Origin of the sequence: Aquimarina brevivitae (genome assembly GCF_004216895.1) — a bacterium.
Lineage (GTDB): Bacteria > Bacteroidota > Bacteroidia > Flavobacteriales > Flavobacteriaceae > Aquimarina > Aquimarina brevivitae.
Window position 1 is genome coordinate 53,404 of record NZ_SGXE01000004.1, and the last position, 24,811, is coordinate 78,214.

Genomic DNA, 24,811 nt, shown 5'->3' on the forward strand with positions numbered 1-24,811 from the left:
CTTTATGAAACATCTGCTCTGGGTTTGATTGATGAATTATTAATTATTTCGTTCAGCTACTGCTGATTTAACTTTTTGATATCCTGTTTTTAAGGCCTCAAATACTTTTTCTTTAAAGGATTCTTCCATCTCCGTTTCCACCTCATCCAATAAGGCCATTGCATCTACGGAATGGTTTTCCATCATTTTTTGAGTGGTAATCTCTTGCTGCGCTTTTCGAAGCAACTCTTCTATTTCTTGATCGGTTACCTGAGTTTTTGATTGTTCAAGCTGTTGAACCTCCTCAAAAACCGCGGCTACCTTTTCTTCTACTAAGCTTTCTACGTTGTCATTGTCCATCTCTCCACTCGTCTTATCAGCAAGCACGATAGCTGATCTTTTATCCGAACTTCGGTTTACATTAGCCGTTTCGTGGAATTTAGTATTCCTGGCGTTTGTATTTGATAGTATTTCATTTTTTTCCTTCTTGGTATCTATAGCTACCTCATCCACTGCTAGGTTTGTATTCGATTTTAACTGATCTACAATCCTATCCTCAGTAGTAGCATCGGTATTATTTGGTACGAGCTTACGAGGTGTTTCCTTATTAGTATTTACTAGCTGTGTGGGAGTAGTCGTAGTGATATTATTATTGGTTAATACCACCGAAGTAATAATTACAATACCTATTATACTTGCTGCAATAAGATACCATATCGTATAATTAGTCTTTCCTGCTTTCTCTTGTTGGTGATCATCTAGCTGTTTGGCTAAGGTATCCCAGCTATCTGCTGAGGGATTAATCTCCCTATTATCCAGCTTTTCTTTTACGTTATCTTCAAATTTTAATGGCGCCATTGGTTCTTTCATTTAATTTTGTTAGTTGCTGTTGCAGCATCTTTCTGGCTTTAAACAATTGGGATTTAGAAGTGTTTTCTGAAATTTTTAGCATTTTGGCAATTTCGTTATGCTTATACCCTTCAACTGCATAGAGCACAAAAACCATCTTATATCCCGGTGGCAAATCATCTATTAATGATTGAATATCTTCTACTTCAAGAGCAGAATAGATATTGTTCCAAGTTTCATCTTTATAAATAGTTACATCTTCTGTAAACACTGTTTCTTTTTGGCTTCTTAGAAAAGAAATGGATTCATTAACCATTATTCTTCTAATCCAACCTTCGAAACTGCCTTCGGCTTTGAATTTTTGCAAATTGATAAATACTTTCAAAAATCCGGATAGCATCACCTCCTCAGCGTGCTGAATATCTTTAACATATTGTCTGCAAACGCTTAGCATCTTAGGGGCATATTTAGTGTAAATTGCCTGCTGAGCCTCTCTGTCGTTTTTACGAGCTTTTTTAATGAGTTGCGATTCGCTTTTGTAAAACTGAATTACTTTCAATTTTAAAATATTAAATTAATCAAGATGTTCTATTACTATAGACGTGGTAAAGCACAAAATGGTTGTCTGGGGTATTGATTATTTTTAAAATTAATTATAATCGACTTATAATCAATATGTTAATTTTCTACTTTTTCCTGTCGATAACGTAATTTACCATTAACTCTAGGGAAGATTTATACTGGGACTCCGGAAAAGTATTTAAAATAGCCAGTGCATCGGATTTAAACTGATGCATAATTTCAATAGCATAATCAAGCCCGCCGTTTTCTTTTACAAATGCTATAACCTCTTTGACCCTTTGCTTATTCTTATTATGATTTTTGACGCTATTTATCAACCACTTCTTTTTATCCTCCGTACAATTATTAAGGGTATGAATTAGTGGCAGGGTCATTTTTTGTTCTTTAATATCTATGCCAGTAGGTTTACCTATAGCCGTATCGCCATAGTCGAACAAATCATCTTTAATTTGAAAAGCCATACCGATAAGTTCGCCAAATTTCCTCATCTTTTCTACCTCCTCACTTTTAGGAGCAACAGAACAAGCACCTAAGCTACAGCATGCAGCTATTAAGGTTGCTGTTTTTTGCCTTATGATTTCGTAGTATACCTCCTCCGTGATATCTAAATTTCTTGCTTTTTCAATTTGTAACAGTTCTCCCTCACTCATTTCTCTAACAGCTACAGAAATTATTTTAAGCAAATCAAAATCTTCGTGATCAATAGAGAGCAGAAGTCCTTTGGATAACAAATAATCTCCTACCAACACTGCTATTTTATTTTTCCATAAGGCATTTATAGAAAAGAAACCTCTTCTGCGGTTGGAGTCATCTACCACATCATCGTGAACTAATGTAGCCGTATGTATTAACTCAATGACCGAAGCACCTCTGTAGGTTCGTTCGTTTACATCGCCACCGGATACCATTTTAGCTACCAAGAAAACAAACATTGGTCGCATTTGCTTTCCTTTTCTGTTGACAATATAATGTGTTATACGATTTAATAGCGCCACTTTGGAAGACATAGAGGCGGAGAACTTTTTTTCGAAAAGTTCCATTTCGTCTACTATAGGAAGTTTTATTTGTTCTACTACTTTCAACCTAAAATTGAGATTACTATTCCTTTGACTCTTGCGAAGATAGTGTAAAATGTTATTATGGGTCTAAGATACATCGAAGATCTTACTAGGAAGCTAGAACTGTTATTGCTTATTTGCTAATTGACCACAAGCTGCGTCAATGTCCTTTCCTCTACTTCGCCTAACATTTACAACGAACCCCCTTGACTCTAATGCATTGATATAGTTATCTATGGCTATGTTTGATGCTTGTTGAAACTGCCCATCATCAATTGGGTTATACTCTATCAAATTAATTTTGCACGGTACATAGGTGCAAAACTTCAGTAAGGCATCGATATCCTCTTTTCTATCATTAATCCCTTTCCATACCACATATTCATAGGTAATTCTGCTTTTGGTTTTGGCGTACCAATATTCTAAAGCTTCTTTTAAGTCTTGGAGAGGAAATGTACTGTTAAAAGGCATAATAGAAGTACGAACTTCATCGATTGCAGAATGGAGTGAAACAGCTAATTTAAACTTCACCTCATCATCTGCCATTTTTTTGATCATTTTAGGCACACCAGAGGTAGATACGGTAATTCGTTTAGGAGACATCCCCAACCCTTCTTTGGAAGTAATTTTATCGATGGCTTTTAAAACATTATTGTAATTCATTAGCGGTTCTCCCATACCCATAAATACAATGTTAGACAAAGGACGATCGTAGTAATGTCTACTTTCGTTATCTATAGCTACGACCTGATCATATATTTCATCGGGATTAAGGTTTCGCATTCTTTTGAGTCGTGCGGTAGCACAAAATTTACAGTCTAAGCTACATCCCACCTGAGAAGACACACAGGCTGTAGTTCTCTTGGGTGTAGGTATAAGTACAGACTCAACTATTAAATCATCGTGAAGACGAACCGCATTTTTAATGGTACCATCACTACTACGCTGCATTTGATCCACCTTAATGTGGTTGATCACAAAATTATCTTCGAGCATTTGACGAGTTACCTTTGAGATATTCGTCATATCCTCAAATTTATGCGCGCCTTTACTCCATAACCACTCATAAACCTGATTACCCCTAAACGCTTTATCGCCCTGGGATTCAAAGAAATTTCTAAGTTGTTCCTTGGTTAACGCTCTGATATCCTTTTTCTTCTCTTGCATACTGTGCAAAAATACTAAGAATAAAATTCTACTTTACACAAAACGAGCTCTTTTCTAGCAACAGAAAAGAGCTCGCCTTATGATGTCAATATTTTACTTAAAACTTAGTTGTATAAACTTCTTTTTTGGGTTCTTTAATTCTTTTCCATTCGTGTACACCACCACCACCACGATAGCGTACTTTTAAAATATCCGGCTGATCCTCATCAACCCATATTTGGCAAGGCGATACTTCTCCATCATTTATATTAGTAAAAGTACCGTCTGCAAACTTAGCCTCATCTTTTTTCTTAAGATTTTTAATGATAACTAGTCCTTCAACCTTTTGATTTTTATCAGCTCCTTGACATTTATAGCATACTGCATCTCGCTCTGATTGTCTTAGCATTTGTTGTATGGATCCAAATACCTTTTTATCGATCATATACAATTGTACAATACTTATCCCTACTCCAGTATCTTTATCATATGTCTTCCATTTTCCAAGAACAGGATTCGGTTTATAGGCTTTTAAGAGCTCTTCTTTCAATGTTTGGTCTATAGGATTATCCCCTAGCCATATTTTAAATAAGGCTTTTTTAAATTCAAGATCCTTTAAGGTTCCTATTTGCTTATTGTTCCTAAACACAAAAATTCCTTCATTCTTTTTGTACAGAATATCAAATATGTCGTATCTATTTATGTCTGAAGGGAAGATTGCTAAAAAGTCACGTATCTCTTTCTCTAACAAGTAACTATTACCATCGGTAGCTCTTTCCAATCCTAGCCGAAGCATTTCTCTTAGTTCCGTACAACCGATGGTTCCATCGGTAACTTTTATGGTTATAGCCATATCCGAATTTTTTTCGGCAACCATCACACCATCCTGCGGACCATTAATTTCTAAATCTAAATTTAGGTATAAACCAACTGCGTATAAATTATCTCTCTTTCCAGCGCCATTGAGCACTAACTCCTTATCATCAAAAGTGTCAATGTCATTGAAATATAACTCACCAACCTTGGTTTGAGCTATACCTGAATAATAAATAAAGGACGCTAAAAACAGAAAAAGTATCTTCTTCATGGGTCAAAATAGGTTTTAATTAGGGGCTTTTTTAGAAAAAAATCTTTTCTAACTAGCTAAATTTATTTTGTCAATTACAAACAAACTTATGCTCTTCTTTTTGGTCGGAAACACCTTTATTATGGCAAAACCGTAAAAAGAGTAGCGAAAATACAATTTTTTTACGAATCCACAATATAACATCTTAATTTTAAATTATCTACAAAAAAATAATCCACTTTTCATAAAAAGTGGATTATTTAATTATTCTTAACAATCTTTTTTAGATAATCAGCATTGCGTCTCCATAAGAGTAGAACTTATACTTTTCCTTTACTGCTTCGGCATAAGCTTCTTTTACAAAATCGTGACCTGCAAAAGCAGATACCATCATTAATAATGTAGATTTTGGTGTATGGAAGTTTGTTATCATACTATTTGCAATACTAAACTCATAGGGAGGAAAAATAAACTTATTCGTCCAACCTCTAAATTCATTTAAGGTATGATCTGAAGAAACAGAGCTTTCTAAGGCTCTCATAACAGTAGTACCAACAGCACATATTCTTCTTTTTTCTTCAATACCCTTATTAATAACTTCAGTAGCTTGTTTTGTTATAAATGCCTCTTCGCTATCCATTTTATGTTTAGACAAGTCCTCAACTTCAACCGGGCTAAAGGTACCCAACCCAACGTGTAACGTTATTTCTGCAAAGTCAATGCCCTTAATTTCTAGTCGCTTTAATAAATGTTTAGAAAAATGTAGCCCTGCGGTTGGTGCAGCTACTGCTCCTTCATTTTTAGCATAGATGGTTTGGTATCGTTGTTCATCCTCAGGCTCCGTATCCCTTTTGATATATTTTGGTAATGGTGTCTCTCCTAATTCGTTTAATTTTTCTCTAAACTCATCATACGATCCGTCATATAAAAAACGAAGCGTTCTTCCACGAGAGGTCGTATTATCAATTACCTCTGCTACCAGACTTTCATCATCACCAAAGTACAATTTATTACCTATCCTTATCTTTCTTGCTGGATCTACTAATACATCCCATAATCGCGTTTCAGAATTCAACTCTCTTAATAAAAACACTTCAATTCTTGCCCCGGTTTTTTCTTTATTACCATATAATCTAGCCGGAAATACCTTGGTGTTATTAAGCACCATTACATCTTGTGGTTCAAAATAATCAATCAAATCTTTAAACATTTTATGTTCTATAGTTTGATCTTTTCTATTCAAAACCATAAGACGCGCTTCGTCTCTGTTTTCTGCAGGGTATTCTGCAAGTAAATCCTGTGGTAGATTAAAATTGAAATGTGATAGCTTCATTTTTATTATTATTTTTAGAAGCTACAAATATACAACCTCAAAATAGGGGTTGTCAAGTAAAACCGTGGATATATTTAAAACTCTGAAATTTTTATCCCTAAATTCTTAAGGTCACTCCAAAAATCAGGATAGGATTTAGACACCACCTCGGCTTCGTTTATTTGTAAGCCGGTTTTGAGCGCTAAAGGAGCGAAGGCCATAGCCATTCTATGATCCTGATAGGTATCTATCGCAATTCCATCTAGGATATGATCCGTAGGCTGAAGATGTAGAGCCTCTGTAGTAATATCAACTATAGCCCCTAATTTTTCCAGTTCGATCTTAAGAGCTGCCAGCCTATCTGTTTCTTTTATCTTTAAGGTATGTAGACCGGTAAGATGACATTCTACGCCTAACCCAAAACAGGTTACTGCAATTGTTTGGGCAATATCTGGACTATCGGATAAGTCGAGCTCAATTGGAGGCTTAACCAAGTGTTTAGATTCTTTTTTTAAGGTTATGCTTTCGTTCGTAAAAGTGGTTTGCACACCAAATGCAGTATATATTTTTGCTAATACGGCATCCCCTTGATAGCTATCTTTTTTATAACTACTTAATGTAATCGAAGTATTATCTTTTGACAAGGCTACAATACTATAAAAATAGGAAGCGGAACTCCAATCTGATTCGACTACCAAACGCTTAGGAGTTACTACTTGCTTTGGTTGAATCGTAATTGTATTATCAATAAAATTAGCAGTTATCCCAATATCCTTCAAAAGATGAAGTGTCATTTGGATATAAGGCACCGAGGTTAACTTCCCTTCTAAATGTATAGTCAATCCTTTGGGTAAGCTAGAACCAATTAGCATCAAAGCGGAAATGTATTGACTACTGACACCAGCATCAATATGTACTTTAGACTTTAAGTTTTGTTCTCCTTTGATCAAAATTGGAGGGTACCCAATTTCCTTTTGATAGGTAATATATGCTCCAATACGTTGTAACGCATCTACCAATATTTTAATAGGTCGCTCCTGCATCCTTTTGCTCCCGGTGAGCAATACCTCACGTTGATTTTGTATCGCAAAATACGCCGTCAAAAAACGCATCGCTGTACCTGCGTGATGGATATCGATCTCTTTTTTATGACTCGACAAGGCTTGTTTCATAACAATGGAGTCATCACTATTAGAAACATTTGCTATTTCGATTTCCGGATAAAGTGCTTGCAGCAGTAAAAGCCGATTGGTTTCACTTTTAGAGCCCGTAATTTCAATTGCTGCATTTGTTAACTGATCAGTTTGATGGAGCTTAATTGTCATTTTCTAGACGTTATTTTCTTTTTCTGATTTCAAAATAATAGGCCATTACGATTCCATACAAACCTCCTCCAACAATTCTTGACAATAGGTATCGTTTCCATTGACCATATCTAATTCTACTCTCCAGAAACGCTTCAAAATCTATACCACCATACTCCATAAAATGTTCTAAAAGACTAAAGATGATGATAAAACCAAGGGCTAATAATAAAACCCGAATCCAATAATGCTTAGATGTTATAATCTCTTTGAACATTATTTTAGTTTTTCGTTGTTGTGGTGGCGATCATGGTCTCTTTTGGTCTTCAAATCTAATTTCTTGTCAAATGCATTTTGAAGATCCACACCAGTTTGGTTTGCTAAGCATAAAACTACAAAAAGAACATCAGCCAATTCTTCTCCAAGGTCTTTATTTTTATCACTTTCTTTTTCGCTTTGCTCACCATATCTACGTGCAATTATCCTGGCAACCTCTCCGACCTCTTCGGTAAGTTGCGCCATATTGGTTAATTCATTAAAATAACGTACGCCGTGGTTTTTAATCCATTCGTCCACGGCTTGTTGCGCATTTGCAATATTCATATCTTAAACTTTTTTAAGCACTACCTGTTCCCCTTCTTTTTGAACAATTTGGTTATAGAACTCTTTTAGTGCCAGATAATAGTTTGAAGTAATTACTGGAGTAGCAATAGTCTCATTAACCACCACCTGAATGGTTCCATTAACGAAATTAGTTCTATATGTAAAGCTACCCAAATTATTTGGTAATTTAAATGCGCCAGATTTTGGCAATTCTACCACTTCATATCCTTCAGGTATCTTAATGTTAATCATGTAGGAGTCTGAAAAACCGTAACCAAAATCCACTGGATATTGTCTATCTTCGGCTTTGAAAATATTTTCATTTTCTTTGAGAAAAAGTAATGGTGAAAAATACATTTCATCCTCAATTACCTCCACTTCATTAGTTGTTTTGAAGGATAAGGTTTCAACCACTCCTTTACCTACTTGGTTGAGGCCTTCTAGTTCTATCTCTGCAGCCTCCGAAAGGTTGTATTTTTCAATAATGTCTTTTTGACTATCAGCTTTGGATTTTGAAATATTATAAGATCTATAAGAATGCGCATATTGAGTAGCATACCTGTTACTTAGCTTGCCTTCAACAACCCCTTGCTCGCTTATTTGACACTGCACTGCTGTTCTAAGTACTGTTGGTTTTGAAGGTCTAAGATTCACCATTTTTGAGTTTCCATCTTCCGTAATTACTCTTCCGACTCCACGAATGATTCTTGATGGTAATACGTTAGGGTAACCAATCTTATCGGTTGCATCTAATAACATAGACCCTCCTTCTTTGAATTTTACCAGGGTTAACACATAATTGAAGCCATCAATACTAGGAAAAAGTGAAACAGGCTTACTACTAGAACTTGCTATTACCGGGTAGGCATTGATCCCAGCCGTTCTTAGCATAGAGGTTAACATAAGATTTATTTCGGCTACATTACCCGTTCCTTCTTTAAAGCATTTCTTAACCCCTTCAGAGCTAAAAACCCCATATTTACCATTCCAAGTTACCTTGTTTTTAACAAAATTGTAAATCAACGCTGTTTTATCCACTGGGTTTGAAACGCCGCTGATCACATTTGCCAACTCCTCTTTATAATAATTCGATTTATCAATTTCTCCACCAAAGCTACTACTAGAATATATACGTTTAGATACATCCTCCCAAGTAGTAGAATAATACTCTATGGGTTCTTGTGGGAAATTAACAAAAGACAATTCGTATAAAATTGAGGAGATAAAATTATCAATATTACCCGCATAAGGCTCTTCCTTAAAGGCAGGTACATTTTCTAGACTAATACTTTCTTTATTCACTACAAAATTCACTTCATCCCTCGACCAGTCTGTTCTTGTGGTATTCCCATTGAAGCCCACTCCTCTTCTGTTTTTAGTAGTTAAGATTACCTTATCATTATATTGAGAAGTCTTTAAGTCTATGGGTAAATAACCTGTGGTAAATTTTTTGTAGACAAAATATTCTGGCGATTTTACGTTCACCTCCAATTTTTTAATTGGAATTTCATATTGTAAATAAATTCGATCCATACTAAACAAAAATGGAGAAACTACTTTATACTTATACTCTACTACTGAACCCTCATCTATTGCAGGCATAGTAAATTTAACCTCATCATAATATTCTGAAAATTCATTTTTGAATATTCCATCTTTTTTAAGTTTAGTCTCTTCAATTTTATCACCAGAAAGGTTATAGGTTACGGCTTTTAGACCAGTAAGTATCTCATCATCTCCTCCCTTTTTATAGAGATATCGTTTATCAGATGCATATTCAAAACCTTCTTTATCGTAAATCTTTACTCTTTTGAACACATCGGTTATTAAACGAAAACCCTCTGATTGTGTATATTCTATATATACCTCTTGATTTTCATAAAGTACTGCAGCAGAAGCAGTGCTATCTAAGGGATGCGATTTTTCTAATAATTCCTCTTTCGAAACTTTACCAAATTTATACTCTTGAGCTTGGGTTACCCCAATTGTAAATACTAGCAGTATACTGCAAATTGCGATACAATTTTTCATGTTACTTGTTTGATTATTGTTTTTTCAACACGATTTTTGTGTCATCGATATTTTTGATTTTTTCAAAAAACAGTCTAAACTCCTTATATGCCTCTTTAGGATAAAGACCGTCTTTAAGGATCAACTTTCGGTAGCATTCAAGTTGATTATTACTTAGTTTTCGTATTCTATATGTATACAAGCCGAATTGAGTTCGTATTGTTTGTGCCCTTGGCAAATTATCAATACCATATCCATCGGGCATCGTAATAACATAGGTATCTTCGTTAGTATACCCTCTAGAAATATCCAATGGCGAAATTCTATCCTTATACTTAGGCAATGAATTTGTAAAGCGCGAAAATACATTGGGTGTAAACAATATTCTACTACCCGCTTTTTTGCAGTAAGCGGTAGTATTAATTTTTAGTTTTTCTGTAAACTGAATGGAATCTTTATCATTTTTAAGATCGATCTCTGTAACTTGCAAGTCATTGATATAATTCCATAACTTTTGATAATGTAATTTTTGATCTTTTTGATCTTGAAAAATAATATTGTGATTCCAGTCGTATTCTAATCCAGATGCTTTTCGCGTTACTGAGGCCCTCATGGATTTATCCGCAAAAATTTCGATCTCTGCCTGGGTAATAAGTATATTCTCTTCTGTAGTATACTTTTTTGTAGTCTTTATCTTCCCGCCGGTTGGAGTTATTAACACAACCTTTCTGTCATCTGTGAAATCTCCTAAAAAATTATACGGCATGGTTTGGCTGGTACATTCTAACCAAATATCATCTTCACCGTCGGGCACATTAAGTATGACGTGATTTCCGTCAAAAGCCGCAAAAGTAGTATCTATATCTTGTTTTTCCTGATCTGCATATACAATACTATAGTACGATTCTATCCCCTGACTACTTAACAATGCCTTGGTGTAATTCGTCAATGCTTTACAATCACCATACCCCAATCGATCTACATCCGAGGCTAAAAACGGCATCCACCCACCTATCCCTAGTTGTATACTTACATAACGAGTCTTATCCTGTACATACTTATAGATACTTTTAACTTTTTCCTTTTTTGTCGTTAGTGTATCTACCATCTTAGTTACATGGTCCAAGGTTTCTTGTGGCAGTTCTGACCTCCCTTTGAGCAGCTTATCATACATCCATTTACCCAGGTTATCCCAATCTGAAGCTGTTCCTTCTACCTCTGCTAAAGTAAATTGATCCATAGCGACTCTTACGTATGGAAAAACATATCTAGAGGCCAAACTATAGACCTCAGGAGCATAGGCTTTAGACTTTTGGATACTATACGCTACCTTATTGTCTTCTGCTTTTTTAATGACCCCAAATTTATCTAGATTCTTTTCATTAAATCGCCAATCACTATCCGAAAGATTATAAATTGTATAGCTACTTTTATTTACGCTCAATTTATTATCTGCAATAGGGATCCACGGAGTAATAAAAGCAGTGTTAGTCAGCTCTACCTCACTAGTATATGAAACGGTGTAAGGATATTCAACAGGAGTATATTCCAGATATTTAACTCGGTTATCTGATGCTAAAGAAAAACCGTCAAACGCACTAACATCTATAAAATCCTTTTTTCTGATTTTTTTAATTTCCTCTCCTACCGAATTATGAATAGTAGCTTCAATTCGTTTAATCTTAGTAGAATTATCATAGGACTCATAGGCTTGTATAAGATCATTACCATATCTGTTTAGAACCGTTACGGTTCTTGATGTAGTAATAACAACCGAATTTTTAGATTTTATAGTAACGACTATTTCCTCGTTTCTGACCACTGCATTAGCATCTTGAATCAAAACACTATCCAGTACTATTGATTGTAGATCAGAGAATTCCTGGGCGTAACTACTGGAGATATATAAAAAAAGGCATACTGCACATTGCAGTAGTACTTTATAATTCATAGGATTAATTTTGGGGCTTAATACTATTCTTTATTTTTGGTATCGATGCTAATCGTTACAGGTCCATCATTTTGTATAAAAACCTGCATATCGGCCCCAAATATACCAGTACTTATCGTTTTTTGTAAGATATTTTCCATTTTTTTTATAAAAGACTCATATAATGGAATTGCTATATCCGGTTTTGATGCCTTGATATAACTGGGACGATTACCCTTTTTGGTACTGGCGTGTAGGGTAAATTGACTAACGACTAACGCTTCTCCATTAATGTCTAATAAGCTTAAATTCATTACTCCCTCGACATCGTTAAATATTCTTAACTGACAGATTTTTTTGCATAACCAATCTATATCCTCTTGAGTATCTGAATCTTCAACCCCCAAAAGAATTAAAACCCCGATTCCAATTTTAGCTTCTTCCTTGCCGTCAATTTGAACTGATGATGCTTTAACGCGCTGTATAATAGCTCTCATATTAAATTATGCTTTCTATACTGTGTCCATAACAGGAAAAATGTTACCCTATTATTTTAAAATATTTATTCCGAGTCGTATACGTTTTTCCTATAACCTTCATCCTCGCCTTCTAAAATCTGCAAGTAACTTTTATATCTGGACCAAGCTATTTCTTCGTTTTCTAAAGCCTCTTTAACTGCGCATTGTGGTTCATTAATATGTAAACAATTATTGAATTTACATTCGGATTTTAACTCAAAAAACTCTGGGAAATAATCTCCAAGTTCTTCTTTCGCTATATCAACCACTCCAAATCCTTTTATACCGGGGGTATCAATAATTTTTGCATCAAAACTAAGATCGTACATTTCTGCAAAGGTTGTCGTATGTTGTCCTTGCTGATGCTGCTCACTAGTTTCGGCTGTTTTCAGGTTCAATGTTGGTTCGATAGCATTTACTAAGGTAGACTTACCCACTCCACTATGCCCAGAAAACATGCTAACATTGCCTGTCATCAATGCTTTAACCTTTTCCACGTTTTTACCAGTTTTAGCTGAAATCCCAAGGCACTCGTAACCAATATCTCTGTATAGTGAAGCTAAATACTTAGCTTCCATAAATTCTTCCTCTGATTGGTTGTCTGTTTTATTGAAAAGTAAAACCACTCTAATATCGTAGGCTTCCGCCGTAACTAAGAAACGATCTATAAAAGTTGTAAAAGTAGTTGGGTTATTTATTGTAATCAATAAAAAAACAACGTCAATATTGGCCGCAATGATATGAGTTTGTTTAGACAGGTTTACAGACTTTCTTATGATATAATTTTTTCTTTCGTGGATACTTTCAATGACGCCGGTAACCTCATCTGATTTTGTTTCTAAAGAAAAATCAACTACATCACCAACAGCTATTGGATTCGTACTTTTTATTCCTTGAATCCTAAACTTTCCTTTTATTCTACATTGATATATGTTACCGTTCTCTGCTTTAACGGTATACCAACTCCCCGTAGATTTATATACAATTCCTGTCATCATTGCAAAGATGCAAATAAAAAGATAAAATTTAACAAAATATGTATACTTTAGCCTGCTGCACGGACTGATGGTGTGGCAAGAAAAATCAATTTTTTAAAACCATTAGAATATGAAAAAATCGTTATTATTGGTAGCAATAGCTATGCTTAGCTTTACCGGATCATTTGCTCAGCAAACGTACGAGTATCAAATTGTAACTGTAATTGAATCTATTGTACCAAATGGGGTTGGTAGATCACGGATGATTACCGCTAATGAATCCAGAGATTACAAGGAGTTTACTTCAACAAGGTCTGAAGAAGACAACTCTCGTAATAAATCGGATCGAGGTGATATCCGTGTCAAAGGGTTCGATGAAACAAAACTGTTAAACTTTTTCAACCTTGGTGGCATCAGATTTCAAAATATTGCTGCAAACGACGCCATTGTAATGTCAAAAATGAACACTATGGCCGGTGAGGGATGGGAACTTGCCTTTGTTAATAGTGGTGTTGAAAGTTTCTCTGGAAAAGGAGATAGTAATGGAATTTTTGTTACTCGGTATATTTTTAAAAGAAAAATGTAATTCAATTCTTATATAAACTAAAAAAGGCTCCCAAAAGGGAGCCTTTTTTATGATCGTGCTACTTTTTTCTGATGGTTAATAGATTCTTGGTGTATCGCTTTAAAAATTCTCAAAATAAACTCTTCGCTCAACCCGTGTTCTTCTCCTTCGAGTATCATCTTACCCAAAATTTCATTCCAGCGTTTAGATTGAAGTATAGCAACATTTTGTTTTGCTTTTACCTTACCAATTTCATCCGAAATCTTCATACGATTAGACAATACATCAATCAACTTGTGGTCAATAACATCAATCTGAGCACGTAACTCACTTAATGCCTTTTCGTATGCTTCATTGTCTCCAACCTCTTTTCTGATTTTTAAATCTTTCATATACTGAATTAAGGTTTTAGGCTCGATTTGTTGTTTGGCATCACTCCATGCATTATCCGGATCATAATGGGTTTCGACAATTAATCCATCAAAATTTAAATCTAATGCGGTTTGAGAAAGATCAAAAATTAAATCTCTTCTACCAGCGATGTGCGAAGGGTCTAGAATTAATGGTAGATCCGGAAATCTATTTTGCAAATCGATAGGTATTTGCCATTCTGGGATATTTCGATACTTTGTTTTTTGATAAGTAGAAAAACCTCTATGAATAACCCCTAAGTTTTTTACATCTGCAGTATAGAAACGTTCTACAGCTCCCAACCATAGAGATAAATCTGGATTTATTGGATTTTTAATCAATACTGGATTATCAATTCCTTTGCACGCATCCGCAATATCCTGAACTATAAAAGGAGACACTGTACTTCTAGCTCCTATCCAAAGCACATCCACTCCGTGATTCAGCGCTAATTCCACATGGTGGGGATTAGCGACTTCGGTGGCAATTTTCATCCCAGTCTCTTCTTTGGCACGTTGCAACCATTTTAACCCTAAAGCGCCAACTCCTTCAAAATTACCAGGTCGTGTTCTTGGTTTCCAAATTCCAGCTCTAAGTACAGTAGCATCGGAGTTTTTGAGCTGATGCGCTATGGTTAGTACTTGGTCTTCTGTTTCTGCGCTGCAAGGACCTGCAATTACTAAAGGATGATCCAAATTATAGTTATCTAACCATCCTCTTAATTCTTTTTTATTTTCCATATTTTTTTCTTCAAAAATGTTTTTATTAAGCGATACCTTTTAAGATTGATTTTATGTAATTTGTTTCTTTCATTTCTTGAAATATTTTAGAGAAGTCATTATGCTCCATCAACTCTTTAAATTGGGTTAAGTTTGCTATGTACTCTTCTAAGGATTCAATTACATTTTCTTTGTTCTGTTCAAATATTGGGGCCCACATAGCTGGTGAGCTTTTGGCTAATCGTACGGTAGAAGCAAAACCACTGCCTGCCATATCAAAAATATCACGTTCATTCTTTTCCTTCTCAATTACTGTTTTACCTAACATAAAGGAACTGATATGGGACAAATGTGAAACGTATGCAATATGCTTATCATGAGATTCTGGATCCATATACCGAATACGCATACCTAATCGATTAAATATATTCATGGCCTTTTCCTGTAACTTGAAAGCAGTCTTTTCTACTTCGCAAATAATATTAGTTTTATCCCTAAACAGATTTGCGATAGCAGCTTCAGGTCCAGAGAATTCGGTTCCGGCGATTGGATGTGTTGCTAAATAGTTTCTTCTATTTTTATGCTTGCTCACAACTTTACATAATTGTTCTTTTGTAGAACTAACATCAAACACTAAACAGTGCTCATTAACCTCATCTAACACCTTGGGTAATTCAGCAACCGTAACATCAACAGGTATGGCAATAATTACCACATCAGCTTCAGACAGCGAGGAATATGTAGATTTTTCATCTATAACACCTAAAGAAAGCGATTTGTCTAAATGTTCTTCATTTTTATCTATACCGTACACCTTTGCCTCGTTAAAAGCAGCTTTGATATCTATCGCCATAGACCCCCCAATATGCCCTATTCCTATTACAAATACGTTCATACACTTACTTTTAGTCGATTCATAGCTTGCTGAATTTCAACTTCTGTTACACAAAGTGAAAATCGGATATAACCTTTGCCATTGGCTCCAAATATATCTCCAGGAGCTATAAAAATATGATGCTCCTTAAGTAAACCATCGATATATGCTATGGAATCCTCACCATCGGGTAATTTAGCCCACACAAACATTCCTTTTGCGTTTTTATCAAAAGAACATCCTAATGAGGTTGCTATTTCCCAAATTAAATCTCTTCTTTTATTATAAATTGTATTAATCTCGTTGAACCAACTCTTATCCATTTTTAAGGCCGCTATAGCTCCTTTTTGAATGCCTAGAAACATACCACTATCCATATTACTCTTTACTTTGAGAATGGCATTAATCATTTTACTTCCTCCACTAACCATACCAACTCTCCAACCCGCCATGTTAAATGTTTTACTTAGTGAATTTAATTCTAAAGCTACTTCCTTAGCGCCTGGGACTGCTAAAATGCTTGCAGGAGATTCATTAAGAATAAAGCTATAGGGGTTATCTTTAACTAACAAAATATTATGTTTCTTGGCAAAATTGACCAGTTTAGTAAACAATTGATTATTTCCTGCTGCTCCTGTGGGCATGTGTGGGTAATTGACCCACATTATTTTGACTCTGGATAAGTCTCGTTTTTCTAATTCAGTAAAATCAGGCTCCCAATTAAGTGCTGGTTTTAAATCATAATATACCGGATGAGCACCTACTAGTTTCGTAACCGAAGTATAAGTAGGATAACCAGGATCAGGAACCAATACTTCATCTCCGGGATTTAAATACGCTAAAGAAATATGCATGATTCCTTCTTTAGAACCCATCAAAGGAAGTATTTCTGTTTCTGGGTTGAGCTGCACATTATAATATTTGGTATAAAAATTAGCAATTGCCTTTCTTAACTCAGGCACACCTTGGTAACTCTGGTACTTGTGTACACCCTTATCACCGATTACATCTTTCATTGCCTCCAATACCTCGGCGGGTGGTTCCAGATCAGGACTACCAATCGCCATATTAATAACCGGTTTCCCTGCGGCAATAAGAGCTCTTACTTCTCTAAGCTTAGTAGAAAAGTAATATTCTTCAACCGTTTCTAATCGCTTTGCAGTTGTAATTGTCATGGATTCATGTTTTTATATTCGCCAAGAACTTTTAGTTCCAACGCCATAATTTCTAAAATCGATAGTGCTTTACCAAAATCCTGATAGCTATCGAAAGTAACATCAACAAAGAAGGCATACTTCCAGGGCTTATCAATAACTGGTAAGGACTGAATTTTGGTTAGATTCAATTTACAATCACTCATTACATTTAAAACTGTCGCCAAACTACCCCTTTTATGATCCGTTAAAAACTTTAAAGAAGCCTTATTTATAGTGTCGGTATGATGGTTTAACTTATGTTTACTTAACATAAAAAAGCGCGTGGTATTTGAGGTAATTGTCTGTATATCTGAAGCGATGATATCCAAACCATAAATAGCTGCAGCTGGTTTACCAGCTATAGCAGCAATACCCTTCAGTTTTTGCTGCTGTATTTGTTTTGCTACCGCTGCTGTATCCGAGGTTTCTACTAATTTAATATGTGGATATTTTCTTAAAAACTCTTTGCATTGTAGCAACGCCATCGGATGAGACCATACCTCTTGTATGGTTTCTAAGGTTTCGCCTGGGGACACCATCAAACAATGATGAATCGGCAAAAAGAACTCTCCATTGATCACCAGATTATGTTCGTCGATATAAGCATAATTAGGTATGATGGAACCTGCTATTGAATTTTCAATTGCCATTACGCCATCCGTACTTTTCCCAGTTTCTAAACTAAGCACCAAATCTCTAAAAGACAAGCATTCATCGACCTTAACATCCTTACCAAAAAAGGACTGCGCTACACAATGATGATATGAACCTTTGATTCCTTGTATCGCAACGATCAACTCCCTATTTGTCGATGTGTATTCTGATTGCTCTAAACGATGTATTTGATTTTCTTGTTTCACTTGTGCGTTGTCTATACTTTATTCTACTAAACTCTTTTTATAAAAAAAGTCAAAAAAAAATCCCGATTTGCATCGGGATTCAACTATTTATATCTTAAAATATGTATTTACATAGCAATCCCGATCCTACTTTTATAATAAAAGAAGATAAAATAAAATCGGTTCCAAGTAAATACGTTATTCATGTCGTTACTATTAATATGGCTAAGTTAGACAAAAGCGGTGATTTTAAAAATCTTTTTATAGCTTTTTCAATATTTCTTTAAATAATAATGATTTTGCCAAAAAAAATGAAGATTTAATGGTTTATCATAATTAAAAACACCGTTTAACTAGTAAGTCTTTATTATTTCAAACACTAACAAACGTTTGTATAAGATAGTAAATGAAGAGGTTACACTAAAAAAGAGTGAGAATACAAGGCTTAAAAAGCAAATCCCACGCTATGAAGTGGGATTTAGTATTACTTATATTTTAGTAATGTCTATTTAATTACATTGAGCTCCTTACCTATCTTTGTAAATGCAGCAACTGCTTTTTCAAGATGTGCTCTATCATGTGCAGCGGATAATTGCACTCTGATCCTTGCTTTTCCTTTAGGCACCACTGGATAGAAAAATCCGATAACATAAATACCTTCTTCAAGTAATTTAGTAGCAAATTCCTGAGCTAGTTTTGCGTCATAAAGCATAACCGGTACAATAGGATGATCTCCCGGTAAAATATCAAAACCTGCCTTAGTCATTTCTGAACGGAAGTATTTGGTGTTTTCTTCTAATTTGTCTCGCAATGCTGTAGAGGAACTTAATAGATTCAAAACTTTTATTGATGCCCCTACAATAGAAGGCGCAAGCGTATTAGAGAAAAGATATGGTCTGGAACGTTGTCTCAACATATCCACGATCTCTTTTCTGGCTGCAGTAAAACCGCCGGAGGCTCCACCAAGTGCTTTACCGTAAGTTCCGGTAATGATATCCACTCTACCCATTACATTTTTATACTCGTGCGTTCCTCTTCCTGTTTTTCCTAAAAACCCTGTAGAATGGCATTCATCAATCATCACCATAGCTTCATACTTATCTGCCAGATCACATATTTTATCCAATTGGGCGATGGTTCCATCCATAGAAAAGGAGCCATCCGTAACTATAAGTATTCTTCTGCTACCTTTAGCCTCTTTTAATTTCTCTTCTAGATCTGCCATATTATTATGGTCATACCTAAATCGCTTGGCTTTACATAATCGAATTCCGTCAATAATAGAGGCGTGATTTAAAGCATCAGAAATAATAGCATCTTCTGGGCCAAGTATCGGTTCAAATAATCCACCATTAGCATCAAACGCAGCAGCATACAAGATACAATCTTCCATACCCAAGAATTCTGCTGTTTTTCGTTCTAACTCTTTATGTATATCCTGCGTACCACATATAAACCGTACGGATGACATTCCATAGCCGTGGCTATCTATAGCTTCTTTACCCGCTTCAATGACATCGGGATGAGAGGATAAACCTAAGTAATTATTAGCACAAAAGTTTAATACATCTTTAGTAGCTGTGGTATCAATTTCTGCACCTTGAGGTGTGGTTATAATTCGCTCTGATTTATATAAGCCGGCTTCTCTAATCTCATCTAATTCTTGTTGAATATCTGCTTTAATGTTAGAAAACATATTTCTTTATTTAGTTTTATTAAAAATGTGTGTTTTAATTTACGGAATTCTACAACAATAGCATTTTGCTATCATCAGATTTTTTCTGGTATTGTTTTTTCAATTCGCTAACCATTACTGAAGTTATCCTTTTAAGGTCATACTTAGGTTTCCAACCCCAATCTATTCTTGCATTAGAATCATCAACCTTTTTAGGCCATTTTTCTGCAATATGCTGCCTAAAGTCTGGTGCGTATGATACTTCAAATTTTGGATACAATTTTTGAATTTCTTCGACCATATCCTGAGGCGCAAAACTTGCTCCGGCCAAATTATATGAGGTTCGTACAGTTATATTTTCTTTGGGAGCTTCCATAAGTTCAATAGTAGCTCTTATAGCATCCTCCATAAATATCATGGGCAACGCTGCATCGGGTTTTAAAAAACATTCAAAAGCTTCGCCATTTACAGCTTTATGATAAATGTCAACTGCATAATCGGTAGTACCTCCACCAGGTAGCGATTGATAACCAATAACTCCAGGATATCGAATAGATCGTACATCTAATCCATATTTTAAGAAGTAATATTGTCCCCAATTTTCTCCCGCCGCTTTGCTTATTCCATAAACAGTAGCAGGATTAAGGTACGCTTCATCGGTAGTACAATTAAGATCTGCTCTATCACCAAACACAGCAATAGAACTGGGGTAAAATACTTTTTGCACATTATTCAAACGAGATACTTCTAAAACATTAAAAAATGTTTTCATATTAATATCCCAAGTTTGTAGCGGATTCTGTTCCCCTTTCGCAGATAGAATAGCTGCTAAATGATAAATCTGGTTAACCTTATGTGCTTTAACTACATCGTCTATTTTGTTTTGATCCGTAGCGTCAATGACTTCAAATAATCCAGTGGATTGTTTCGGTTTTTGTAAATCAGAGGCTATAACATTTGCTTCTCCATATTTCTTTCGTAGCTCTGGTATTAATACCGAACCTAATTGACCATTAGCGCCAATAACCAAAATTTTCGTGTCCATATTCCGATTTTAATTACACTTCGTGTTTATTACGGGCAAAATTACGGTTTTATTATGCTAAAAAATGTTAAACACGATTACTGCAGTAAATATTATTGAATAAAGAGAATATATCCATTATTTTTACGGCATACATTTAACCCATTTCAATTTTGAAGTAATTCTTTTTCTTATGGAGCAATTAGACCAAATCGACAGAACTATTTTAAGAATTTTACAAAAAGATTCTAAAAAGACGGCCAAGGAAATCGCTAAGATTCTTAACCTAACAATTTCTCCAGTTTATGATCGCATTCGTAGATTAGAAAAGCAAGGGGTCATACAAAAATATGTGGCTATCTTGGATAAAAAATTAATTGACCGTTCAGTAACCACTATATGCCAAGTATCCATGCGCTATCATAATGAAGCTTTTATCGAAAAATTTGAAGAACAAATTCAAGCACTTGATGAAGTACAGGAATGTTATCATATGGCCGGCCAGGTAGATTTTATTTTAAAAATTCATACGAAAAGTTTAGAAGGGTATCACGAATTTGTAAAAACGAAACTGTCTAAAATCGAAAATATAGGTGTTTTGAATAGTGCCTTTGTCTTAAAAGAAATTAAACACACCTCAGCTTTTTATATATAACCTACAATAATTACTAATCGTTTATGTTTAGGTAACTAAGGGTATTTCCTTATTTTTGAAAAAAATTTTTATGTCCATTAAAGTTTCCAGCATTATTAAAAGCTATAAGGATCAAAAAGCATTGGATGGTATTTCATTTGCCATTGAAAGAGGTGAGATTGTAGGTTTTCTGGGGCCCAACGGAGCAGGAAAATCAACGTTAATGAAAATATTGACCACCTACCTTAAGCCTACTGAAGGAAACGCTAATGTTGCGGGGTACAACGTCACTACCGAACCCATAGAAGTTCAGCGCCGTATCGGTTATCTGCCAGAACATAATCCATTATACGTAGAGATGTACGTGCGAGAGTACCTTGCATTTTGTGGAAGTGTATTTGCAGTTACTAAAGAACGCATTGAAGAGGTAATCGAGCTAACCAAGTTGACACCTGAAGCGAATAAAAAGATTGATCAACTATCTAAAGGGTATCGACAACGGGTTGGTTTAGCCGCAGCCTTATTGCACGATCCTGAGGTATTAATTTTAGACGAACCTACTACAGGTTTAGATCCAAAGCAAATTTTAGAAATTAGAGATTTAATTACACAAGTAGGAAAAACCAAAACTGTCTTTTTATCTACCCATATCTTGCAAGAAGTAGAAGCAATTTGCGAGCGAGTAATCGTTATAAATAAAGGAAATATTGTTGCTGATAAAAACCTAAAAGATCTAATGGAAAACACAGCTCAAATCATAGAGGTGGAGTTTGATTATCGGGTGGAAGAAGCATTTTTGTTGCGCTTAAAGAATGCCAAGGAGGTTGTTAATGTAAGTGGATTTGTTTACCATATTACCTTTGACACAAATACAGATATGCGACCTTTAGTATTTGATTTTGCTCATGACAACCAATTGAAAATATTACAGCTCAGCCGAAAGAATAAGAATCTGGAAAGTCTTTTTATGGAATTGACTAATTCATAGCCTTTTACTCAAACCGAAGCCTACCCGTAAAAAATTCTTCAACTTCTATAACTTCAGGGCGATTAACTGCTATAACATCTCCTGTACTTCGGATTTCTCCTCTGATAGCTTGTAAAGGGTTTACAATGATTTTGTTGCTCCCTCGATGAAAAACCCTGACCTCTTGCGCGCTTAGTTCAGCTCCTTCAAAACGACCCGTACCTGAAAAAAAGCCAACAGATAATTCATCAACATTTCCTCTTATGAAAAAGGAGGCAATGTTATTGCCAACTACATTTATCTTTTGACAATTTACGTATAGATTAAACGTACCAGTGGTATACCCAGCATCTTCATTAAAATCTTCGGAAGCCAAATTTAAATTGGAATAAGACAAAACCCCGTCTGATGATATATCAAATTGTGTAGCACTTCGAATTGCTGTAATATTAGGTGCGGTAACAAAAATTGTAGTCTGATTAAAATCTCTTACCAAATTACAGTCATTTGTATTTTCTAAGATCAATCGTCCGTCCACTACAGTTGCTATTACTTCATCAATTAAATTTGCGCCACTTTCAATAATTACAGAGGTTTCATCTGCTTGTTTTAAAACCATTTCTACATTTGGTTTTACCAAAATCCTGGTAAAATTTGGTACAGAAACTTCTCGTCGCACTACATCACCTGTACGCTGAAAACAATCCGGAGCATTTTCATTATCACAACTTAAAAACATAAGTACAATTAATACATAACTTAGCTTTCTCATAATCGATATCCTATTGAAAATTCTACGGCTTCAGCCTTTGCGGCATGTGATCTAACAGATACTCCTCCTATCAGATTTTTTGAAATATAATATTGCAAACCCATTCGGTTATACACATTCCCTTCAAAATCGTAGGGATAGTAAAAATAATACCCTAACTGAGTGAGTATAGAAAGTTTATTAATTCTAAGTTCGTGACCGATAAATGCACCGGCACGTTTTGCGTCCTCATCGCCTGTAGTTCCATCATTAAATCTCCCTGTAGCACGGAAATCAATATAGCGCTCCAAAGCTTTTGAAAAGAAAAGTTCAGCACCAATCTGAATAGCACTTTTTTTATTCAAGCGTTTATCAGCAAAAGCTGTTAACGTCAAAAAAGGTAATTGACCAGAGCCTACCACATCACTTTCATTAATACCGCTTCGAACTAAAAATCCAAAACCCATAGGCTCTGCCCCTTTGACTAACCCCGTTTCTTTAGCTATATAATTCTGATCCGACTGCGCTTCTAAACTATAGGTAATACCAGCATTAAAAATAAATGTGTTGGTGCTTTTATTAGGTGCTTTAAAATTTGCATTAGAATAATGAACCACACCCAATCCTGCCTGTAGTCCGAAACGATCAATCAGATTACTTCTTTTATAATTTAACAAGAAATAAGTACTACTAAGCAAATGAGATCCGTGAGCTATATTTCTAAAATTATCATCAATATGGTAAGGTGTAGCTGTATACGCTATACCCTGCCCCACTCTAAACAATAAGTTCCGGTTAAAAAAATAAAAATTATAATGTAGATAAAGTCCTGCAGCACTACCTAAAAACTCATTATCTAAATCATTATAAATAAAAGAAGCTCCATAATCTGGGTAGTTATATAAGCGTTGCCATTCTTTTTCACCATAGGTTTTTCGTTGAGCGGCTACAATTAAACCAGAGGGATGCCCTGTTATTAAATGTGTAATATCTGGATTATGCTTTAGTATGGTTCCGTAGAAATTATGTACGTCTAATGTTAAAGCAGACTTCGGTTCTTGCGCAAACAAAAACCCGGAGCAAATCATTAAAAAGAACAGTACTCTCTTTATCATCGGGCAAAAGTAACAATAGATTTAAAACATCATATAGAAAAGCAAAAAGAATTATCCTAGGGTAACTGTGTACAAACTGAAGTTGACACTTAATTTGCAAGGTTTTATTTTTTTATACTATCTTTGAATACTTAAAGGGAAAAATCAATTTATTAATTATAAGGTGTCTCAATTCCACTTATGAGACCAATTCCTTTTTTATTTCCGCTATACCCAAAAAGCAACGCTGAAGAGCGCTGTTAAATCAATTAGTTTTTTTATTAACCCAAATCGTAAGAATAATGACTTACAAAAAACTATTCCCTATCCTAGGGCTATTGATGGTATTGAGTGTACAAGCCAAAGAAAAAGAAAAATCATCCAAAACACCAACCCAAAAAACTGTACTAGTCGCAGATCACGTCGTTACTGTGAACACTAACGTAACAGGTTGCTTATTATCCGTTGACACTCCTACCGGTATTGAGGGATTTAGAGTTTGGCCTAACCCTCTAGAAAACAAACAAGGTATCATTCAATTTCCAGCCAATTTTGATAAAGTTGAAGTATCTGTAGTAAGTTTAACAGGTAAAGTTGTACAGCAACAAACCGTTTACAAAAACAATCCCTCACTTAGTTTAACCAAGTTAAGTATAGGAATGTATTTAGTAAAATTTAAACACGAAAAGAACACGGCTGTTTATAAACTTATTATTGACTAACCAAAC

General features: G+C 35.1%; 25 protein-coding genes. 4 read left to right on the plus strand and 21 right to left on the minus strand.

Annotated elements, in window-relative coordinates; all coding sequences use genetic code 11:
- Window positions 1-39: 39 nt before the first annotated feature.
- From EV197_RS13730 to rsgA, 13 genes are all read right to left on the minus strand, one after another.
- A complete protein-coding gene (locus tag EV197_RS13730; protein WP_130287370.1) occupies window positions 40-837 on the minus strand; it encodes a hypothetical protein in 798 nt (265 codons plus the stop codon).
- Complete coding sequence (locus EV197_RS13735; protein ID WP_130287371.1) at window positions 818-1,387, minus strand: RNA polymerase sigma factor; 570 nt, start codon at window positions 1,385-1,387, stop codon at window positions 818-820. Before EV197_RS13735 ends, EV197_RS13730 begins: the two co-directional genes overlap by 20 nt.
- A gap of 127 nt (window positions 1,388-1,514) precedes the next feature.
- The gene (locus tag EV197_RS13740) at window positions 1,515-2,492 is read right to left on the minus strand and encodes a polyprenyl synthetase family protein (RefSeq protein ID WP_130287372.1); all 978 of its coding nucleotides are present in this window, start codon (window positions 2,490-2,492) and stop codon (window positions 1,515-1,517) included.
- A gap of 102 nt (window positions 2,493-2,594) precedes the next feature.
- Complete coding sequence (rlmN, locus tag EV197_RS13745; RefSeq protein ID WP_130287373.1) at window positions 2,595-3,635, minus strand: dual-specificity RNA methyltransferase RlmN; 1,041 nt, start codon at window positions 3,633-3,635, stop codon at window positions 2,595-2,597.
- 97 nt (window positions 3,636-3,732) lie between these two features.
- Window positions 3,733-4,701 carry a chalcone isomerase family protein gene (locus EV197_RS17110; RefSeq protein ID WP_165389063.1) on the minus strand — a complete coding sequence of 323 codons (969 nt, stop codon included), beginning with the start codon at window positions 4,699-4,701 and terminating at the stop codon, window positions 3,733-3,735.
- A gap of 262 nt (window positions 4,702-4,963) precedes the next feature.
- Window positions 4,964-6,013 carry a tRNA preQ1(34) S-adenosylmethionine ribosyltransferase-isomerase QueA gene (gene queA / locus EV197_RS13755; RefSeq protein WP_130287374.1) on the minus strand — a complete coding sequence of 350 codons (1,050 nt, stop codon included), beginning with the start codon at window positions 6,011-6,013 and terminating at the stop codon, window positions 4,964-4,966.
- A 74-nt stretch (window positions 6,014-6,087) separates the two neighbouring features.
- Entirely contained in the window at window positions 6,088-7,317 is a 1,230-nt protein-coding gene (locus EV197_RS13760) for a 3-phosphoshikimate 1-carboxyvinyltransferase (RefSeq protein ID WP_130287375.1), read from the minus strand.
- 10 nt (window positions 7,318-7,327) lie between these two features.
- Complete coding sequence (locus tag EV197_RS13765) at window positions 7,328-7,573, minus strand: hypothetical protein (RefSeq protein WP_130287376.1); 246 nt, start codon at window positions 7,571-7,573, stop codon at window positions 7,328-7,330.
- Window positions 7,573-7,899 carry a nucleotide pyrophosphohydrolase gene (locus EV197_RS13770; protein WP_130287377.1) on the minus strand — a complete coding sequence of 109 codons (327 nt, stop codon included), beginning with the start codon at window positions 7,897-7,899 and terminating at the stop codon, window positions 7,573-7,575. The genes EV197_RS13765 and EV197_RS13770 overlap by 1 nt, the downstream gene beginning before the upstream one ends.
- 3 nt (window positions 7,900-7,902) lie before the next feature.
- Complete coding sequence (locus EV197_RS13775; protein WP_130287378.1) at window positions 7,903-9,930, minus strand: transglutaminase family protein; 2,028 nt, start codon at window positions 9,928-9,930, stop codon at window positions 7,903-7,905.
- Between the two features lie 13 nt (window positions 9,931-9,943).
- Window positions 9,944-11,860: a DUF3857 domain-containing protein gene (locus EV197_RS13780; RefSeq protein ID WP_130287379.1), complete on the minus strand. Its 1,917-nt coding sequence runs from the start codon at window positions 11,858-11,860 to the stop codon at window positions 9,944-9,946.
- A 23-nt stretch (window positions 11,861-11,883) separates the two neighbouring features.
- Window positions 11,884-12,336: a D-aminoacyl-tRNA deacylase gene (dtd, locus tag EV197_RS13785; protein ID WP_130287380.1), complete on the minus strand. Its 453-nt coding sequence runs from the start codon at window positions 12,334-12,336 to the stop codon at window positions 11,884-11,886.
- A gap of 65 nt (window positions 12,337-12,401) precedes the next feature.
- Window positions 12,402-13,352, minus strand: a complete 951-nt coding sequence (rsgA, locus tag EV197_RS13790) for a ribosome small subunit-dependent GTPase A (protein ID WP_130287489.1) — start codon at window positions 13,350-13,352, stop codon at window positions 12,402-12,404.
- A 112-nt stretch (window positions 13,353-13,464) separates the two neighbouring features.
- Between rsgA and EV197_RS13795 the strand changes: the two genes are divergently transcribed.
- Entirely contained in the window at window positions 13,465-13,920 is a 456-nt protein-coding gene (locus EV197_RS13795) for a hypothetical protein (protein WP_130287381.1), read from the plus strand.
- Window positions 13,921-13,967: 47 nt separating this feature from the next.
- Here EV197_RS13795 and EV197_RS13800 read toward each other — a convergent pair whose 3' ends face one another.
- The 6 genes from EV197_RS13800 to EV197_RS13825 all read right to left on the minus strand — a co-directional run bounded on the left by EV197_RS13800 (window position 13,968) and on the right by EV197_RS13825 (window position 20,658).
- Window positions 13,968-15,050 (minus strand): bifunctional 3-deoxy-7-phosphoheptulonate synthase/chorismate mutase type II, encoded by a 1,083-nt coding sequence (locus EV197_RS13800; RefSeq protein ID WP_130287382.1) that lies wholly within the window; start codon window positions 15,048-15,050, stop codon window positions 13,968-13,970.
- 25 nt (window positions 15,051-15,075) lie between these two features.
- Window positions 15,076-15,924 carry a prephenate dehydrogenase gene (locus tag EV197_RS13805; RefSeq protein WP_130287383.1) on the minus strand — a complete coding sequence of 283 codons (849 nt, stop codon included), beginning with the start codon at window positions 15,922-15,924 and terminating at the stop codon, window positions 15,076-15,078.
- Window positions 15,921-17,078: a pyridoxal phosphate-dependent aminotransferase gene (locus EV197_RS13810; protein ID WP_130287384.1), complete on the minus strand. Its 1,158-nt coding sequence runs from the start codon at window positions 17,076-17,078 to the stop codon at window positions 15,921-15,923. The genes EV197_RS13805 and EV197_RS13810 overlap by 4 nt, the downstream gene beginning before the upstream one ends.
- Window positions 17,075-17,896, minus strand: a complete 822-nt coding sequence (locus EV197_RS13815; RefSeq protein WP_130287490.1) for a prephenate dehydratase — start codon at window positions 17,894-17,896, stop codon at window positions 17,075-17,077. Before EV197_RS13815 ends, EV197_RS13810 begins: the two co-directional genes overlap by 4 nt.
- A 547-nt stretch (window positions 17,897-18,443) precedes the next feature.
- Complete coding sequence (gene kbl, locus EV197_RS13820) at window positions 18,444-19,634, minus strand: glycine C-acetyltransferase (protein WP_130287385.1); 1,191 nt, start codon at window positions 19,632-19,634, stop codon at window positions 18,444-18,446.
- Window positions 19,635-19,683: 49 nt separating this feature from the next.
- On the minus strand, window positions 19,684-20,658 hold the full coding sequence (locus EV197_RS13825; RefSeq protein WP_130287386.1) for an NAD-dependent epimerase/dehydratase family protein: 975 nt from the start codon (window positions 20,656-20,658) through the stop codon (window positions 19,684-19,686).
- 172 nt (window positions 20,659-20,830) lie between these two features.
- On the opposite strand from EV197_RS13825, the gene EV197_RS13830 reads away from it, so the two are divergent.
- Together EV197_RS13830 and gldA are read left to right on the plus strand one after the other, a co-directional pair.
- Window positions 20,831-21,292, plus strand: a complete 462-nt coding sequence (locus tag EV197_RS13830; RefSeq protein WP_130287387.1) for an Lrp/AsnC family transcriptional regulator — start codon at window positions 20,831-20,833, stop codon at window positions 21,290-21,292.
- Window positions 21,293-21,362: 70 nt separating this feature from the next.
- Entirely contained in the window at window positions 21,363-22,259 is an 897-nt protein-coding gene (gldA, locus tag EV197_RS13835; protein WP_130287388.1) for a gliding motility-associated ABC transporter ATP-binding subunit GldA, read from the plus strand.
- A 4-nt stretch (window positions 22,260-22,263) separates the two neighbouring features.
- Here the strand turns inward: gldA and EV197_RS13840 are convergent, their stop codons facing one another.
- Both EV197_RS13840 and EV197_RS13845 read right to left on the minus strand, forming a co-directional pair.
- A complete protein-coding gene (locus tag EV197_RS13840; RefSeq protein ID WP_130287389.1) occupies window positions 22,264-23,010 on the minus strand; it encodes a head GIN domain-containing protein in 747 nt (248 codons plus the stop codon).
- Entirely contained in the window at window positions 23,007-24,104 is a 1,098-nt protein-coding gene (locus tag EV197_RS13845; RefSeq protein ID WP_130287390.1) for an acyloxyacyl hydrolase, read from the minus strand. Before EV197_RS13845 ends, EV197_RS13840 begins: the two co-directional genes overlap by 4 nt.
- Window positions 24,105-24,385: 281 nt before the next feature.
- On the opposite strand from EV197_RS13845, the gene EV197_RS13850 reads away from it, so the two are divergent.
- The gene (locus EV197_RS13850) at window positions 24,386-24,805 is read left to right on the plus strand and encodes a T9SS type A sorting domain-containing protein (protein WP_130287391.1); all 420 of its coding nucleotides are present in this window, start codon (window positions 24,386-24,388) and stop codon (window positions 24,803-24,805) included.
- The last annotated feature ends 6 nt before the right edge of the window (window positions 24,806-24,811 follow it).